The sequence below is a fragment of the Mucilaginibacter pallidiroseus genome (genome assembly GCF_007846085.1).
GTDB lineage: Bacteria > Bacteroidota > Bacteroidia > Sphingobacteriales > Sphingobacteriaceae > Mucilaginibacter > Mucilaginibacter pallidiroseus.
Window position 1 is genome coordinate 152,698 of record NZ_VOEJ01000002.1, and the last position, 15,891, is coordinate 168,588.

The following is a 15,891-nucleotide window of genomic DNA, read 5'->3' on the forward strand; positions in this document are numbered from 1 at the left end:
TTTGAAAGCCGCCCAAAAGGGTGGCTTTTTTTATGCGATAGACCGAACCCATCAAAACAAGCTAACCTGTTAATAATCAAACTAATGTTAACAAATAAATCACTCCCTTTTAACGTTTATAAAATAGTTTATCGCTTATTTTTATAGACCGCAAAAAACGGTCATCAAAAAATTAACCTAAAACAATTTTTATGACCTGGAGAAAATTTAGCGGAGAGGTGATCCAAACACCCATCTTAGAAGAAGTAGAGGCAGCCATTGAGCGCGAAACCAACCTGGGCAACAAATTAAAAGTTTGCATTGGTACCGATTCGCAGGTAAAAGGCTCGGTTACCGATTTTGCAACAGTAATTGTTTTTATACGTGAGCAACGCGGCGCATTTATGTTTATACACCAGGAGCGCAGCACTCAAAAGATGACCATCAAAGAGCGTATGCTTAACGAGGTGCAAAAATCTATCGACATTGCCTATAAACTTTGCGACCTGTTGGACCTGTACGATGTAGACCTTGAGGTTCATGCCGACATCAACACCAACCCCATGTTTAAAAGTAACCAGGCCCTGCACGAGGCAATGGGCTATATTTTGAGCATGGGCTTTGTTTTTAAAGCCAAACCAGAAGCTTTTGCCAGCTCATGCTGTGCTAATAAAATGGTGCAGTAGTGTTTAGTGAGTGGTTGATTGAGTGAGTGGAGAGTGGTTGAATGGCCTGCAAATAAGATATGCTATTAAATTATTTATCTTGCAGCATGCCGCATAGATTTTACAGTAACCGTAGTAAATTAAAACGTATCCCTGTTTACTATTTATTAGTCATCATAGGCTCTTTATTCCCTTTATTTCTTGCTTCGCTGGCTGGATATATCGCCAAAACCAACTGCTGTACATTAAGTGAGGCCGGCGCTCATCCTTGTTTTATTGATGGAACTGATATTGGAGAATTGCTTTCTATAATGTTCGGTTTGGGATGGATGATGTTAGCAACTATCCCCACTGGAATTTGTCTTTTCTTAGTCCTCACTTACTACACCATACACGACATCCTATACTATAAAAGAAACCCCGATAGCGATTATGATGCTTGGATTAAAAAGATAAAAACTGATCTTTGACAACTGATATCTAACCACTGAAAACCATGTCTCCACTAATAGAAATTACCGACCCGAGGGTACTTGATCCCGAAACGATATTGATAGATGTTCGCGCAGGCGCAAATGCGCATGAGCGTTACCTGCAAGGTCACTTGCCAAACGCCATTTTTGCTACGCTTGATGACGACCTTGCCGCACATCCCGAAGATGCGGCCATTGGCGGCAGGCATCCGCTGCCTTCGCTTGCCGATTTTGCTGCTACCTTAACCCGTTGGGGTATAACGCCCAATAAACATATTGTTGTTTATGACGACAAAAGCGCGGCCATGGGCGGCGCACGCCTTTGGTGGATGCTACGCTCGATAGGCCACATAAACGTACAGGTATTAAACGGCGGTTTGAAAGCCGCTACAGACGAAGGCCTTGAACTGAGTACTGACGACTACCAGCCCAAGCCAGCAGCAACGCCCTACCCTATCCCGGCGGAGTATAGCGGCACGGTAGATATTGAAGAAGTAAAAAAAGCTGCCAGCGACGAGAACCGCGTGGTGATAGATGTGCGTGAGGGGCAACGCTACCAGGGCATAACAGAGCCTTTGGATTTGGTTGCGGGGCACATACCGGGTGCCGTAAACCTGTTCTACAGCAATAGCATGTCGCCCGAAGGTAAATATCTTACCTCGCAAGCATTGGCCAGCCTTTATAAAGATACTATAGGCAATACTAAACCCGAAGATGTTGTGGTGCATTGCGGATCGGGCGTTACGGCCTGCCATACCTTGTTAGGTATGGAGCACGCAGGCATTACCGGCCCAAAGCTTTATGTAGGATCGTGGAGCGAATGGAGCCGGCGCGACCTGCCCATTGCAACAAATACCAAATAGTTAAAAAACCGGGAGTTATTGCTCCCGGCCTTTTTAATGAATACTATTTTACAGATACAACAATAATCGCTGCCGTATGTTAATGCCATCGTGAAAACATACAGCTTAAAATTTGTGCAAAACATCCCCATCAGCATTGATGAGGCATGGGATTTTTTTTCGTCGCCGCTTAACCTTGAAAAGATCACGCCCAACGACATGAAGTTTGAGGTAACTTCAGATTATACCCCTCAAACCAAAATGTATGCGGGTATGATCATCACCTACAAGGTGACACCCTTGTTCGGTATCAAACTGGACTGGATGACCGAGATTACCCACGTGCAAGACAAAAAGTATTTTGTGGACGAGCAGCGCTTTGGCCCGTATGCATTATGGCACCATCAGCACCACTTTAAAGAAATTGAAGGTGGGGTGGAGATGACAGATTTGTTGCATTACGCCATTCCCTACGGTGTAATTGGCCGCTTGAGCAATACGTTGTTAGTTAAAAAGAAGGTTAAGCAGATATTTGACTACCGCGTGAAAGCAGTTGAAAATTTATTTGGAAAATATTAACCTGTAACTGCCTTTAATTTCAGCGCATTATAACTAATAACATCAGCATCTTACAGCTGCTGCCTTGCTACAGCTGTATCACATTAAACTATCGGTGCGTAAACCTATCTATACAATAAACACACATATATAACAGCCATGAAAAAATTATTTATTATAGCCGCTCTTATAACCAGTACCATTGGCGCATTTGCACAAAGTGTTGATCTTCGCCGTAAAATTGAAGTTACCGGCACAGCCGAGCAGGAAGTTACACCTGATATTATTAACGTAAGCATATCGCTTAAAGAATATATGAACGGCAAAACCAAGGTTAGCATAACTACCTTGGAAAAACAACTCGAGAAAGCCGTTGCAGAAGCGGGTATTGCCAAAGAAGATTTTACGGTAAACAGCCTATCGTCATGGAACTATGCTACGGAAAAGAAAAAGAACCCGGATTTTTTAGCCAGCAAAACTTACGGCATCAAATTTCGCGACCTGAATAAGTTTAACCAGTTGATAAGCAAGGTCGATGCGAAAGGTATCCAGTCTACCAATATCGACAGCTACGATTATTCAAAGATCAACAGCATTAAAAACGATTTAAAACTTAAAGCCCTGTTGGCTGCAAAAGAAAAAGCTACGTTTTTAGTAAACGGACTTGGCGATAAATTGGGCCAGGCGTTAAACATTACAGAGAATGATAACAGCAGCTTCCCATCGCCGCGCATGTATATGGCAAAAGCTTCGATGGCCGATGCCGTGCCTGAATCTGATATTGATGTGAGGAAGATTAAGATAAGCATACAAATACAAGCCGTATTCGAGATCAAATAATAAAGTCTACAATTTAAATTCCAGATAAAAAGCAGGCTAACACAGCCTGCTTTTTTGCTTTATAAAACATTTATCTTACCGTATTGTTAATATTTTGACATCAACTTATACCCATAATGAAGGCGATCAAAATATTTTCAGCAATACTTATAGCAGGTGCATTGGCAGCTTGCGGTGGCAACCGTAATGATGCTACACTTGGCGGCACACAGGATACCGTTGCAAAAGCAGGTAATGGCGACGATGGTTCATCAACTAACGGAACTGATACCAGCAAACTTGATAGCACCAATCGTGGAAATGCAGACCCAAGCGGCCGCGGCAGCAGCGATACATTAAACAGCAGGCCTGTACATTAAACGCTTAATTTATTGGGCTTTTGCCGGTTAGGTATTGATAAAATAATTTTTTGATTTTATCTTTACAGTCCCTAATTGATTGAAGCATGATTAAAGCCCGTGCAAAAAAAGTGCTATTGGTAGCCCCGCAAACGTTTCCCGACCAGCTATTAGCCGGTTATAAAAATGTTACGCATATATCTGCTGCCGGTACAATTTTTCCTTCTATACATGCGCTTAAGCCTGATGTTATCTTTTTTGATAATGCACATGTAGGTGCCGATCTTGAAAGAGTATTACGCCGTTTACAAACCAACCAGTTCTACAAAAACATCAAGATTTACCTGTATAAGCAAAGCGAGCAGGTAACGGTTGACAGCCTTTTAAAAACTTTAGGCGTAGATCACATTATCTATAAAGAAGATTTACAGCGAGCCACCAAGAGCAGTGCAACCCTTACGGCTATCAACAACGTTATTGATGCATCATTGGTAAGGATGCTGGCGGGCTTATCTACTACCTAAGCTCATACCTTTCCCTTTTACTTTTAATTGAGCCGGTGGCATGCATAAGCTTGTGCTATAATTTACACAGGCGTAACACTTTTACCGTAAATTGCTGTTAAACTTGCATGCTTATTATAAGTGGCAAAATTGCGTAGCCCTACATACCAAACAAGCCGCCCTATGGTACGCCTTAAAGCTTATTATAAATGAAAATAGGAATAGTTTGCTACCCTACATTTGGTGGTAGCGGCGTTGTAGCTACAGAGTTGGGTAAAGCACTTGCCGATCGTGGCCACCAGGTGCATTTTGTAACTTACAGCCAACCTGCAAGGCTCGATTTTTTTTCGGAAAACCTTTTTTACCACGAAGTTGCCGTATCCAGCTATCCTCTGTTTGATTATCCGCCATATGAACTTGCTTTAGCCAGCCGTTTGGTTGATGTGGTGCGATTTGAGCAATTGGATGTACTGCACGTACATTACGCTATTCCGCATGCTTCGGCAGCATTTATGGCCAAGCAAATACTGCTTACCTATGGCATAACTATTCCCGTAATTACCACCCTTCACGGAACTGATATTACTCTTGTAGGGCAAGACAGAACTTACAAACCGGTAGTTACATTCTCTATCAATAAATCTGACGGGGTAACCGCCGTGTCTGACCATTTGCGTAACGATACCTACAAGTTTTTTGACATAGAGAACGATATAAGAGTAATACCAAACTTTATCGACCTTAACCGCTTTAGCCTTAAACCTAAAGATCACTTCAAAAAAGCGATTGCCCCCAATGGCGAAAAGGTGTTGGTGCATACATCAAACTTCCGTAAGGTAAAACGTACCGAAGATGTGGTTAAGATTTTTGCCAAAGTGGTAGAAAAGATCCCATCTAAATTACTGATGGTTGGCGATGGCGGCGAACGCTCCAAATGCGAACAGCTTGGCCGTGATCTTGGTATATCAGAACATATGCGCTTTTTAGGTAAACAGGATGCTATTGAAGAGATCTTATCCGTGTCTGACCTTTTCCTGATGCCATCTGTATCTGAAAGCTTTGGTTTGGCGGCATTGGAAGCTATGGCATGCAAAGTTCCAGTGATAAGCAGTAACGCTGGTGGCCTGCCCGAGCTTAACGTAGAAGGAGAAACCGGCTACCTGCGTGATGTTGGCAATGTTGACGGCATGGCCGAACGTGCCATTTACATATTGGAAGATGAAGAGCGGCTTGCACAGTTTAAGGAAAACGCACTTGCCCGCGCCAGACAATTTGACCTGGCCAACATATTACCCGAATACGAGAACTACTATAAAGAAGTAATAGCAGCAAGTAAGCAGGCGTAACATTATTGCAACCTTTTGGCTTGATTTGTGTTAATAGCCTACACAAAACACAATCAACAATGAAAAGAATATTAAGAACAACCTTTGCAATATTAGCTGTTGCATTGGTTTTTAGTGCCTGCTCTTCTTCTAAAACCGTATCATCATCGTCAACCGGTGTATCACGCGGTAAATTTGTAGGCACGTGGACTCTAACCAACGTAAGTTACGATGGCTTGCTACCAAATGCAGTACAAAACGTATTTGACCAGGCAGCACCAAGCGCTTTTGTAGGCAGCACCTGGAAATTAACCAATAGCGGCAATGGTATTTATACCCTTACAAATGGCGCGTCGCAAACCATTTTCTGGTCAGTTTACAACGACCCGACTCTTGGTACCCAGTTCCAGTTTAAAAAGATATATGAAGGCGATAAAGCTAAAAACGTGCAGGAAGGTTACCGCTTAAACATTGCCAGCATCAGTGATAGCGGCATGACATTGCAAACCCCGGTTGCCGTAGGCAATGGCACAGGTTATGTAGTGTACACATTTACCAAAGCGAACTAATTCAAAAGTTAAAAATCAAAATTCAAAAAAGAAGTGCCCGGTGTTATACAACATCGGGCGCTTCTTTTATATAGCTAAAGTCGATTGCTTTGACTCAGAGTTTTGACTTTTGAATTTTAACTTTCAACTTATAAAGCCGGTGCAAATTGCAGGCATACCGGGCTGCCTACTTCTATTCGGTTATAGGTGTCGGTTAATTTGCCGGTATTCTTATCGATACGGAAAATCACTACGTTATCTGTATACTGATGTGCTACTAACAGGAAGCTACCGGTTGGGTCGATAGCGAAGTTGCGCGGGCCTTTGCCATTGGTTGACCGGCGCTCGATAAATGTTAACATACCTGTTTCCTGGTTAATTGCAAACAAGGAAATATCGTTGGCATCGCCGCGGTTTGTAGCATACAAAAACCGGCCATCAGGCGATACATGAATATCAGCCGCACCTGTAGCACCTTTAAAGCCATCTGCCAGCAAGGTAATATCCTGAATTTGTTTTAGTGTGCCGTTATTGTAATCATAAGCCACTACCGAACTGCCCATTTCTGTGATCAGATACAGGTGCTTTCTATCAGCAGAAAAAGCTAAATGGCGTGGGCCCGCACCCGGTGATACCTTTACAAATGGCGGCTTTACCGGTGTAATGGGATTATCTTTACCTGCCTTATATTTCGTTATGTTTATTTTATCATTACCCAAATCTGTGTAAAGCACAAATTTTTCATCGGGCGATAAAACAGCTGTATGCACATGTGCCTTTTCCTGGCGCTCTTTATCCGGCCCGTGCCCGTCATCTTTAATAGTTTGAACAGCCTGCCCAATCGAACCGTCGGCGTTAAGCGGCATTACCGCAATGTTGCCACCAGCGTAGTTGGCAATAAAAAGGTTTTTGTTGTTCTTATCAACCGATATATAGCAAGGTGCCCCGCCAAGCGTGGATTGCTTGTTAATGAACGTCAAAGTGCCCGACTTGGCATCAAAGCTGAACGAGCTTACTTCACCATTATCATTCTCATTCACGGCATAAACAAACTTATTGTTTTTTGAGACGCAGAGGTATGATGGGTTGCTTACGCCCTGCGCTTCATTTAAATAAGCAGTGCGGCCGCTTTCGGTATAAAAACGGTAAACGCCAATACCTTTCGCTTTACCGCTGTTGGTATAAGAGCCTATAACCAGATCGTATGTTTTTGGAGCCATATCTTTTTTTTGGGCAAAGCTTAGCCCTGGTAAAAGTACAACTGCCAGGAATAATAGTTTTTTCATCACTTCAATTTTAGTTTATAATGCAAGTTAACAAAATCATTAATACCCCCGCCAAATGTTAACTAAAGTAATAAGACACTAAAAATATCGCAACGTTGCAACAAAAAAAGGCAACGGTAAACCGTTGCCTTCATATCTATCATCTAACCTTGATAATTATACCAGGTGTTTTAATTGTATTACTTCTTTCTCGTCAAGATATCTCCAACGACCACGCGGAAGATCTTTTTTATTAAGGTTAGCGTAAACAGAGCGGTCAAGCTTTACCACCTCATAACCCAACGACTCGAATATACGGCGCACAATGCGATTTTTACCGCTGTGTATTTGTATGCCTATTTCCTTTTTGGTACCGCCGGTTACATAAGCAACGCTGTCCGGTTTTATAAAGCCATCTTCAAGCTCCAAACCGAAACCTATTTTGTTCATGTCGCCTTGCGTAAGGCTTTTGTTAAGCTCTACGTTATAAAGCTTCACTATGTTGTTACGCGGGTGAGATAGCTTATCGGCAAGGTCACCGTCGTTGGTCATTAGCAATAAACCGGTTGTGTTACGGTCAAGGCGGCCTACCGGGTAAATACGCTCGCGGCTTGCCTTTTCAACCAGGTGCATAACGGTGCGGCGCTCCTGCGGGTCGTCGGTAGTGGTTATGTAATCCTTTGGTTTATTTAGCAACACGTAAACCATTTTCTCGCGTTTAAGCGGCTCACCATTGTATCGTACAATATCTTTTACTGGATCAACCTTAAAGCCTAACTCAGATACAACTTCGCCGTTTACAGATACCACGCCTGCGCTGATCAGCTCATCAGCTTTACGACGGCTGCATATACCTGCGTTGGCTATGTAACGGTTAAGCCTTATCAGGCCATCGTCCTGAGTTTTCGCCGGGCCATTTTTACGGCTACGCATGGTACGTGCAGGGGCATCACTTGCCGGCCTGCTGTAGTCGCCTTCGCGTTTTTTGTATCCTGTTGTGGTGCTTTTAAAATCTTTTTTACCGGTGCTGTTGGCATAACCGCTGCGGCCTTCGCCACCAAAGTTGCTGCGTTTAGGGCGATCATCGCCTTCTGTTTGCGGCCTGCGGTTAAACGGCTTGTCTGTACCGGCCGAACGACCTTCGCTGCTAAAGCTGCGCTTTGGGCTCTCATCGCCTTGTGGCCTGCCACCGTAGGGTTTGTCTTTTGCAAACGGTTTCCTGTCGCCGAATGATTTCCTGTTTCCGGCTTGTTCGCCGTAGTTGCTCTTTGGCCTGTCGGCATCTGCTGGGCGACCGCTATATGGCCTGTCTTTAGGAGTAAATGGTTTTTTATCGCCAAATAATGGTGATGAAGAACCAAATCTCCTGCCCGAAGCGCTATCGCTACCAGTGCGGGATTTGTCAGAAAATGATCTTTGATTTGATGAAGCGGGCTTCCTGTCGGAGTAGCTGCTTTTATTACCACCATCGCGGGTACCGTAAGGTTTTGATGATGATGCGGAAGATGATCTTCCGGCTCTTTCATTGCCACTTTTTGAGCGGTCTGATGATCTGTTGGGTTTGTCGTCGCGACTACCTGCTGGTCGTTTAAATACCATAATTTTTTGTTTTGCGCTTTCGCAGCGTGAGGGTCAAAAGTACAACATTTTAACCAAAAAAGCAATTTTTTTGACCGTCCCGAAATCAACGTTTAAACCACTTTAAACGTCGATTTTTGCCCTTTTTCAGAACCCTCAAAACACTAAGCTATTGCCAACTATTTGACAATCTGCCTTATATAGCATACATTTGCCGCACATTTTACCTCAATGTTTAATTAATGATAGAATAGAAATGCGTAAAAAACACTTAATTACGTGCTCCGTAATCTTGGTGCTGGTTATCATTTCCAGGCTTAACATTTACAGTACTGACGCAGCAGTTGCCGCACATCCCATTGCTTATACACCTGCCGATCTGCTCTTCGCAAAACCAATTGAAGAAGCCGAAGCGGAGTATAATTTTGCTGATGAATTGCTGCCCGTTAATGACAAAAAAGTAGATTTTAAACTACAGCGCTCAATAGCAAAACACAAGTACAAACACGTTCAGTCAAACCTCTTACATGCTAAAGCTGATAAGATGTTTCCAATTATTGAGCCAATCTTAAAATTTTATGGTATACCTGAAGATTTTAAGTACATCCCGCTGGTCGAGTCGGGCCTTAAAGGCGGCACATCGCCAAAAGGGGCGCGTGGCGCATGGCAGTTTATGCCCGGTACCGCACGCAGCTACGGCCTTAAAGTAAGGCGCGGCGTTGATGAGCGGCTAAACCTTCGCAAATCAACCATAGCAGCCTGCAAATACATCAGGGAACTGTATGCCGAATTCAACAGTTGGACATTGGCAGCAGCGGCTTACAACAATGGCTCAATTAAATTGGAACGGGCCATTAACAGGCAAAATGAGGATAATTATTTCCGCATGAAGCTTAACCGCGAAACAGGGTCGTACGTGTACAAGATCATCGCGATGAAAGAGATCATCAACCACCCGAAAAAGTATGGCTATGATAATTACTATAGCTACTTACACAAATCGTCAGAATTACCGCTGGTAGCTATGCAGCCGCCAATGGTTTTCGACAACTAAAGTAATATTACATAATTACGGAGCACATTAAAAAACGCCATCTGCCAGACGCAGATGGCGTTTTTATTTGCCATCAATTCATGAGATTTATCAGCTCTTGTTATCAGGGCCAATACTGGTTTTTACATCTTCATCGGCTACCAGGTCATCTTGCTTTATAGTTACGTTACCCGTACGTTTAAGTACACCCCAACCGCTTAACTCACCCTTTAAGGCCTTGCGGATAGATTTAAACAGAATGTAATACATCAATTGGCGCCATATAAAACGCTGCGGTATGATGTAGATGAGCTTCCTGTAGTTTTCTTTTTCCATTTTGAAGGCGATTATACCGACCAGGAAATCAACTAATACAAAGGCGACGTAAAAGGTTAGTATTTTGCCCGGCTTATCGCTGAATAAACCGACAATCATCATCAAATCGGCCAATGGCGAAAACAACGGCAATATAATCTGGAAGATGAGGATATTAGGCATACCCACCATGCCAAAAAACTTGTACTTTTTGTTAAACAATGCATCCCTGTTTTTCCAAAAGCTTTGTATCACACCAAAGCTCCAGCGGAAACGCTGTTTAAGCAGCATATTAAGGGTTTCGGGCGCCTCGGTGTAAGCCAGCGCTTCGGCACAATTACGTACCACGTAGCCTGCTTTCAGGATACGCATGGTAAGGTCGCAATCTTCGGCAAGGGTATCATAGGTAAACCCGCCAACCTCGCTTATGGCCGCTTTACGGAAAGCACCAATAGCACCCGGCACAACGGTTATACTATTGATAAGATCGAATGCGCGCCTATCCATGTTTTGTGCAGTAATGTACTCTATCGACTGCCAGCGGGTAATCATGTTGGTTTCGTTAACAACTTTTACCGTACCGGCTACAGCTCCAATCTCGTTATCCGTAAAATAGGTCATGAGTTGATATACGGCATCGCTTTTTAACTGCGTATCCGCATCAATACAAACCACAAAATCATTTGCGGCCTGCGCTATACCAAAGTTCAGGGCCGATGCCTTACCGCCGTTTGGCTTTGTAAGCACTTTTACTAACGGATGGTTACGATACGCTGCTTCTACAACCGCATAAGTATTGTCCTTTGATCCATCGTCAACAAATATGATCTCGAAATCGGGATATTCGGTTTTGAGCAAACTATCAATGGTTGTAAGCGCAGTTACCTCTTCATTATAAGCAGGAACAATTATACTCACGGCAGGCATTTTGCGCTCACCGGCGTGTAGCTTCAGGTCTTTATTCTCGCTGAACTGCCTTACGGCCAAAATACCTATCAGCACAATACGACCTATTGCGAGGAATATGGCCGACAAGAACAGGTAAAAAATAAACTTGTTACCTATAAAAAAGCCAACAACAACTATATCATAAAACTTACCCCAAAAGCTCTTATCCTCACTTGGGGGCAGCGGCATAAGGTCGTCTTTGCTTTTTCCTAAAATATCTGCAATGGTGGTGAACTCGTATCCCTTGCTTTTAAAGAAACGAATAATCTCGGGCAGAGCCTGCACAGTAGCCTCGCGGGTATCGCCTCCTGCATCGTGCAATAGTATCATCGATCCATTTCTGTACTGGCGTTTGGTACGCGCAATAATACTATCAGCAGTTACCCCTGGCTCCCAGTCCCACGGGTCGATAGATTCGCCTATAGTTATATAGCTTTGCTTTCGGCTCTCGGCTACCGGGATAACTTCTGCAAGGGTTTGAGGTTCGGCATCGGCATTAAATGGCGGACGGAAAAGGATAGTGCTCCTGCCTGTAACCGACTCTATCAGTTTACGCGTAGCATTCAACTCCAGGCTAACCCGCTCCAACGGTATGGCAGAAATATCCGGGTGAAAATAAGTATGATTGCCAATTTCATAATTCTCTTCATAAATACGCTTAAGCAATGGTATATTCTTCTCTACCATTGTACCTACCACAAAGAATGATGCCGGCACTTTTTCGCGCTTTAGGATATCAAGTATTCGTGGGGTGTAATTAGGGTCGGGGCCATCATCAAATGTCAATACCACTTTACCGGGTTTATAGCCATAGCGGCGTATAACATATTTGGTTGGCAGGTCTACATACTTTTGGTTGGTAATGGTGTACGTGCTGGTATCCATAGCTACCTGAATCTTTCCGGGCGATGGCTGGGTTATCAAATCCAGCACCTCGCCGCCGTCACCTGCGTAGTCAATTTTATTGTTAAGGCCAACGGTATCTAACCTGGTTACATCGAACCCTGTTTTACGGAGCGAGTCCATCGAAAGGTTTTTCTGGAAATATGTCCATAACCTTGGGTCTTCAAAACCCATGCGCCATAGCGCTACACCACCGGTGGCCCAATCATCGGCCATGCGGATAATGTTGAAGTTTGTGGCTGCATCAGCAAAATAAACAGTATGGTTAAGGCTATCGGGCCCCAAATAGGTATAATGTGAGTTGGCCGACTGCTGGTCATAAATAATTTTTTTATTTGCCTCTTTAGCAGTACTGATGGCCTGAGGATAGCCAATGGCTTTACCTACACTTCCCTCGCGCCAGTCGAACCCGCCACCGGCAAACATCAGGATAACCTTCTCGCTCGGGATAACCGAACAGGCATAATCTAGTATTTCTTCTACCCAGTGCTGGTGCGATACATCGCCGGGGTTACTTTGCTCGTTATGCTGGTCAATAGCCATTACAAACAAAAAGTCATTAACCTTTTGCAGTCGTTTTAGGTCGTACCCCTCATCAAAAGCAACTGCGTTTTGCGCAACCAGTAAGTTTTTGGCTTTAAAGTTCGCATAAAGCTCGTTCTCAAAAGCTATTACGTCGGCTCCGTTCCGGTTGGGTAAGTCTTCAATATCAACATGCACACCGCTAAACTTGTACTTTTGCAGTTGCGCAGCCATTTGGTTTATAAAGCTGGTACGCAGCTTTTTATTTTTTAAAATACGCTCTACATCCTTGCGGTTATAGCCGCCGGTAACGTTATTGTAGTTAACATAGTTTGATAGCGTAACCAGTACCTGCTTTTTATATTTTTTGTTAAGGTTGATGAGCCCCGTATCAAGCACGGTTTGCAAAGAGTCTGAGCCGGGCATAAATGAAAAACCTTCGGTAACAACCATATCAAGCCGGCCTATATGGTCAACCAATGAGTTGTAGGCCTGTGGCTCCCATGCACGGTAAAAGCCTGCGTTTATACGGTTATCATTATTAGGGTGTTTGGCCTGGTGCAAACGCCTGGCACGGGCAAGTGCCTCGATCTCGGTTTTTTCGATACGAAAGTCCTTATAACGCTTGGATTTTTTAAGCGCCTCAAGTTCCTTTTTGGATAGCTTTTTTGGTGCTGGATCAAGCACAGGCAGAACAGGGTATTCGCTTGAAGTAACGGTTACAATAGCGGCAACAAAGCCGGCAATAAAAATGATGAGTAAAATCCGGCTGATCCATTTAAAACGGTTCCACCTGCCGGGATTGTCAGCCTGAAAGACCTGCTTAGACATGAAGAAAATTTAAAAATTAATGTGACAAGGCACGCTGCGTAAACCAAGCCCCACTACTTCTGTTTTGGGGCTTCGATATCGGAAAAATCCACGCCGCATTTGCAATCTGTTCCGCAACCTTTTTTAGCAAACAGGCTGTTATACATTTTGCGCCCTATGTAATATACGGCAGCAACAAAAACTATAGCTATTATAATTACCTGTGCGTTCATCTTTAGTTTACAAAGTTAGTACAATATATTATACGTATACAGTGCAAAAATAGTATCGCCTTACTTGTGCATAAAGGCCACGGTGCCGCCTACCCAATCAAAGTCCTTGTTATAGCGTACCCCAATCATTTTGCCCCGGCTAAGCCTTGCAAGGTTAATGGCAAGCGTTGGCTTGGCATCACCATCGGGCCAAAGGTATAGCAGGCGCAGCTCTATTTTAACGCCGCCATCCGGTGCTTGCAGCACAGGTACATAATCTACCTTTTCCTGCAATATCCAATTCTCAGGGTCGGGTAGTTTTTCAATGTCATCATCCATAACATCTATTTTCACCCCCTGCCCTGCAAAGCTAAACAGCGGCTTCAACACATAATTATGCAAATCATCCGGAACCTCTTTTAACTTACTTACAAACTGCGTTTTTGGCACATAATTACCGCTCAAATAGGGCATAGTATATTTGCTGATGCGGTAAAACCAGTTAGGATGCGTTATCCATTCCACATCGAGCGGCTGGCGTATATCAACTACCTTTTTAAAGATATCCGGGTCGGCATCAATTTCATCAAATATCAAGCGGTTATAAATCCTGCGAATCTGTATTTTTTGTCCGTCCGCTTTGTAATAAAGCTTGTCGCCTTCCTGTATCAGATCGGACAGGGAAACCACCGGCGTACCGATGTACCTTTCCGTCAAGTAAAAATCAATAGCGGTTTTCTGGTTAGGCGCGTCCACATCCATCAGCACTACCTGCTCCGGCTTATACGGGCCTAAAATTGTTTTTTTAAGCAGGTTGATGTATCCTGCTTTGTCGAACCCGTTAAAAAAAATGGTTTGGTTACCCGGTATATTGTAGGTATGCCTGTAGTTTTCGCCAAGGTGCAGCTGAAAACAATAAAGCGAAGGGAAACCCTGCAGTTCTATCAGCTTGGGTACAATGTTACCTGCATCATCTTTACAAACACCAAAATCGAGCGCTACACAATGCGGGTGATCGTTCTCATTAGGAACACGCCATTTGCCGGGGATTGCATTTTCGGTAAGCTCCTTGAAATTGGGCTGAAGGATCGTTTCAATAATCTCCTCTCCTGCTTGTATCAGCCTATCTCGAAAATCATCCGTAAGAAACACAGGCGTTTCGGCAACACGAAATTGCACCGGATTTTTAAGCCCCTGGTTTACATCAACCAAAAAATCAGCATACTTCTCCTCAGTGAAGTTTTGGTTAAATACTGTTCTGAGAGATGAGTTCATAAAGCTTATAATTTAGTTAGCAAATTATTGTCATCCTGAATTTATTTCAGGATCTCAAATCCAATTAAACACACCCTGTGAGATGCCGAAACAAGTTCGGCATGACTGTTAAGCTTCTGCGTTTAACCGCTTCAATATCGCTTCATCCAAAAAATTTGGAATCATGGTTCTTTGGGTATGGACTATCTTGTCGGGATCTTCCAGGCGCTCCAGCATTTCATTGTACTTGGCTTCGCCGTGCTCGGCAATTACGTCGGCTTTTTTGTCATCGCGTTGCAGCAACATGCTCATGCCATGGGCATCGGCCTCGGGGTGAAACTGCGTGGCAAAAAAATACTCGTTAAAGCGGATGGCCATCATGGCGCGCGGCAAATCAACATAGGGACGCTCTTTTTCGAGGGCCAATAGTTGCATACCTAGGGCGTTCAACTTTTCCATATCCGGGTTAACTACCTGCCAGCTTCGCGAATCAACCGTATAGAACGGATCTGCAAGGCCATCAAAAACATGATCTTTTAAACCATCGGCTGTTTGATGAACGGGCAATACACCAAATGATGGCGAACGCCTCAAACTTATGTCGCCAAGGCCGTACTTGCGGCACATTAGCTGGAAGGAATGGCATACAAAAAATACATGCTTTTTATCCGGATTGTTGCCAAGATTATGGTCTTCCAGCTTATCTATCAATCCGAAATATCTATTTTCCCATTCTGATCCCTCACTATCCAGCGGACTGCCGGGGCCACCGCTTGATATGTAAGCATCAAAACTTGTATCGGGCACCTCGGCCTTTCCGCGAACGTCAAACACCTGATAACTGAGATCGAGATTGTGTTGTACCTTGTACCGCTCTAAAATATCACGAAAGCCGCGCATCCCTTCGTTAGCCACGCCATCATACAAATCTAATATGGCTACTTTGATTCCCATAAGCCCCTCTTTTAATAATTCGTTAA

The 15,891-nt window shown here is 43.7% G+C and carries 16 protein-coding genes; 10 read left to right on the forward strand and 6 right to left on the reverse strand.

Annotated elements, in window-relative coordinates; translation table 11 throughout:
* The first annotated feature begins 191 nt into the window (after positions 1 to 191).
* From FPZ43_RS05120 to FPZ43_RS05160, 9 genes are all read left to right on the forward strand, one after another.
* Positions 192 to 665 carry a ribonuclease H-like YkuK family protein gene (locus tag FPZ43_RS05120; RefSeq protein WP_146380783.1) on the forward strand — a complete coding sequence of 158 codons (474 nt, stop codon included), beginning with the start codon at positions 192 to 194 and terminating at the stop codon, positions 663 to 665.
* An 86-nt stretch (positions 666 to 751) separates the two neighbouring features.
* Positions 752 to 1,114: a hypothetical protein gene (locus FPZ43_RS05125; protein WP_146380784.1), complete on the forward strand. Its 363-nt coding sequence runs from the start codon at positions 752 to 754 to the stop codon at positions 1,112 to 1,114.
* 26 nt (positions 1,115 to 1,140) lie between these two features.
* The gene (locus FPZ43_RS05130; protein WP_146380785.1) at positions 1,141 to 1,980 is read left to right on the forward strand and encodes a sulfurtransferase; all 840 of its coding nucleotides are present in this window, start codon (positions 1,141 to 1,143) and stop codon (positions 1,978 to 1,980) included.
* Positions 1,981 to 2,070: 90 nt separating this feature from the next.
* Entirely contained in the window at positions 2,071 to 2,538 is a 468-nt protein-coding gene (locus tag FPZ43_RS05135; protein ID WP_146380786.1) for an SRPBCC family protein, read from the forward strand.
* Positions 2,539 to 2,676: 138 nt separating this feature from the next.
* Positions 2,677 to 3,357, forward strand: coding sequence for an SIMPL domain-containing protein (locus tag FPZ43_RS05140; RefSeq protein WP_146380787.1), 681 nt, complete (start codon positions 2,677 to 2,679; stop codon positions 3,355 to 3,357).
* 116 nt (positions 3,358 to 3,473) lie between these two features.
* A complete protein-coding gene (locus FPZ43_RS05145) occupies positions 3,474 to 3,716 on the forward strand; it encodes a hypothetical protein (protein ID WP_146380788.1) in 243 nt (80 codons plus the stop codon).
* A gap of 86 nt (positions 3,717 to 3,802) precedes the next feature.
* Positions 3,803 to 4,219 carry a hypothetical protein gene (locus tag FPZ43_RS05150; RefSeq protein WP_146380789.1) on the forward strand — a complete coding sequence of 139 codons (417 nt, stop codon included), beginning with the start codon at positions 3,803 to 3,805 and terminating at the stop codon, positions 4,217 to 4,219.
* A 188-nt stretch (positions 4,220 to 4,407) separates the two neighbouring features.
* On the forward strand, positions 4,408 to 5,544 hold the full coding sequence (gene bshA, locus FPZ43_RS05155) for an N-acetyl-alpha-D-glucosaminyl L-malate synthase BshA (protein ID WP_146380790.1): 1,137 nt from the start codon (positions 4,408 to 4,410) through the stop codon (positions 5,542 to 5,544).
* 59 nt (positions 5,545 to 5,603) lie between these two features.
* Complete coding sequence (locus FPZ43_RS05160; RefSeq protein WP_146380791.1) at positions 5,604 to 6,092, forward strand: hypothetical protein; 489 nt, start codon at positions 5,604 to 5,606, stop codon at positions 6,090 to 6,092.
* Positions 6,093 to 6,220: 128 nt separating this feature from the next.
* Here FPZ43_RS05160 and FPZ43_RS05165 read toward each other — a convergent pair whose 3' ends face one another.
* Both FPZ43_RS05165 and FPZ43_RS05170 read right to left on the reverse strand, forming a co-directional pair.
* Complete coding sequence (locus FPZ43_RS05165) at positions 6,221 to 7,357, reverse strand: lactonase family protein (protein WP_146380792.1); 1,137 nt, start codon at positions 7,355 to 7,357, stop codon at positions 6,221 to 6,223.
* Positions 7,358 to 7,513: 156 nt separating this feature from the next.
* Positions 7,514 to 8,935, reverse strand: coding sequence for a pseudouridine synthase (locus FPZ43_RS05170; protein ID WP_146380793.1), 1,422 nt, complete (start codon positions 8,933 to 8,935; stop codon positions 7,514 to 7,516).
* Between the two features lie 235 nt (positions 8,936 to 9,170).
* On the opposite strand from FPZ43_RS05170, the gene FPZ43_RS05175 reads away from it, so the two are divergent.
* Entirely contained in the window at positions 9,171 to 9,968 is a 798-nt protein-coding gene (locus FPZ43_RS05175) for a lytic transglycosylase domain-containing protein (protein WP_146380794.1), read from the forward strand.
* 90 nt (positions 9,969 to 10,058) lie between these two features.
* On the opposite strand, the gene FPZ43_RS05180 is transcribed toward FPZ43_RS05175, so the two are convergent.
* The 4 genes from FPZ43_RS05180 to FPZ43_RS05195 form a co-directional block, all read right to left on the reverse strand.
* Positions 10,059 to 13,466: a glycosyltransferase gene (locus FPZ43_RS05180; RefSeq protein ID WP_146380795.1), complete on the reverse strand. Its 3,408-nt coding sequence runs from the start codon at positions 13,464 to 13,466 to the stop codon at positions 10,059 to 10,061.
* A gap of 53 nt (positions 13,467 to 13,519) precedes the next feature.
* Complete coding sequence (locus FPZ43_RS05185; protein ID WP_146380796.1) at positions 13,520 to 13,678, reverse strand: FeoB-associated Cys-rich membrane protein; 159 nt, start codon at positions 13,676 to 13,678, stop codon at positions 13,520 to 13,522.
* A 60-nt stretch (positions 13,679 to 13,738) separates the two neighbouring features.
* On the reverse strand, positions 13,739 to 14,932 hold the full coding sequence (locus FPZ43_RS05190; protein ID WP_146380797.1) for a hypothetical protein: 1,194 nt from the start codon (positions 14,930 to 14,932) through the stop codon (positions 13,739 to 13,741).
* 108 nt (positions 14,933 to 15,040) lie between these two features.
* Positions 15,041 to 15,865 (reverse strand): type 1 glutamine amidotransferase, encoded by an 825-nt coding sequence (locus FPZ43_RS05195; protein ID WP_146380798.1) that lies wholly within the window; start codon positions 15,863 to 15,865, stop codon positions 15,041 to 15,043.
* Positions 15,866 to 15,891: the final 26 nt, after the last annotated feature.

Bases quoted from the DNA above. Each gene is read 5' to 3' on its own strand.
- FPZ43_RS05120 (WP_146380783.1), top strand. From the start codon at position 192: ATGACCTGGAGAAAATTTAGCGGAGAGGTGATCCAAACACCCATCTTA.
- FPZ43_RS05125 (WP_146380784.1), top strand. From the start codon at position 752: ATGCCGCATAGATTTTACAGTAACCGTAGTAAATTAAAACGTATCCCT.
- FPZ43_RS05130 (WP_146380785.1), top strand. From the start codon at position 1,141: ATGTCTCCACTAATAGAAATTACCGACCCGAGGGTACTTGATCCCGAA.
- FPZ43_RS05140 (WP_146380787.1), top strand. From the start codon at position 2,677: ATGAAAAAATTATTTATTATAGCCGCTCTTATAACCAGTACCATTGGC.
- FPZ43_RS05145 (WP_146380788.1), top strand. From the start codon at position 3,474: ATGAAGGCGATCAAAATATTTTCAGCAATACTTATAGCAGGTGCATTG.
- FPZ43_RS05150 (WP_146380789.1), top strand. From the start codon at position 3,803: ATGATTAAAGCCCGTGCAAAAAAAGTGCTATTGGTAGCCCCGCAAACG.
- bshA (WP_146380790.1), top strand. From the start codon at position 4,408: ATGAAAATAGGAATAGTTTGCTACCCTACATTTGGTGGTAGCGGCGTT.
- FPZ43_RS05160 (WP_146380791.1), top strand. From the start codon at position 5,604: ATGAAAAGAATATTAAGAACAACCTTTGCAATATTAGCTGTTGCATTG.
- FPZ43_RS05165 (WP_146380792.1), bottom strand. From the start codon at position 7,357: ATGAAAAAACTATTATTCCTGGCAGTTGTACTTTTACCAGGGCTAAGC.
- FPZ43_RS05170 (WP_146380793.1), bottom strand. From the start codon at position 8,935: ATGGTATTTAAACGACCAGCAGGTAGTCGCGACGACAAACCCAACAGA.
- FPZ43_RS05175 (WP_146380794.1), top strand. From the start codon at position 9,171: ATGCGTAAAAAACACTTAATTACGTGCTCCGTAATCTTGGTGCTGGTT.
- FPZ43_RS05180 (WP_146380795.1), bottom strand. From the start codon at position 13,466: ATGTCTAAGCAGGTCTTTCAGGCTGACAATCCCGGCAGGTGGAACCGT.
- FPZ43_RS05185 (WP_146380796.1), bottom strand. From the start codon at position 13,678: ATGAACGCACAGGTAATTATAATAGCTATAGTTTTTGTTGCTGCCGTA.
- FPZ43_RS05190 (WP_146380797.1), bottom strand. From the start codon at position 14,932: ATGAACTCATCTCTCAGAACAGTATTTAACCAAAACTTCACTGAGGAG.
- FPZ43_RS05195 (WP_146380798.1), bottom strand. From the start codon at position 15,865: ATGGGAATCAAAGTAGCCATATTAGATTTGTATGATGGCGTGGCTAAC.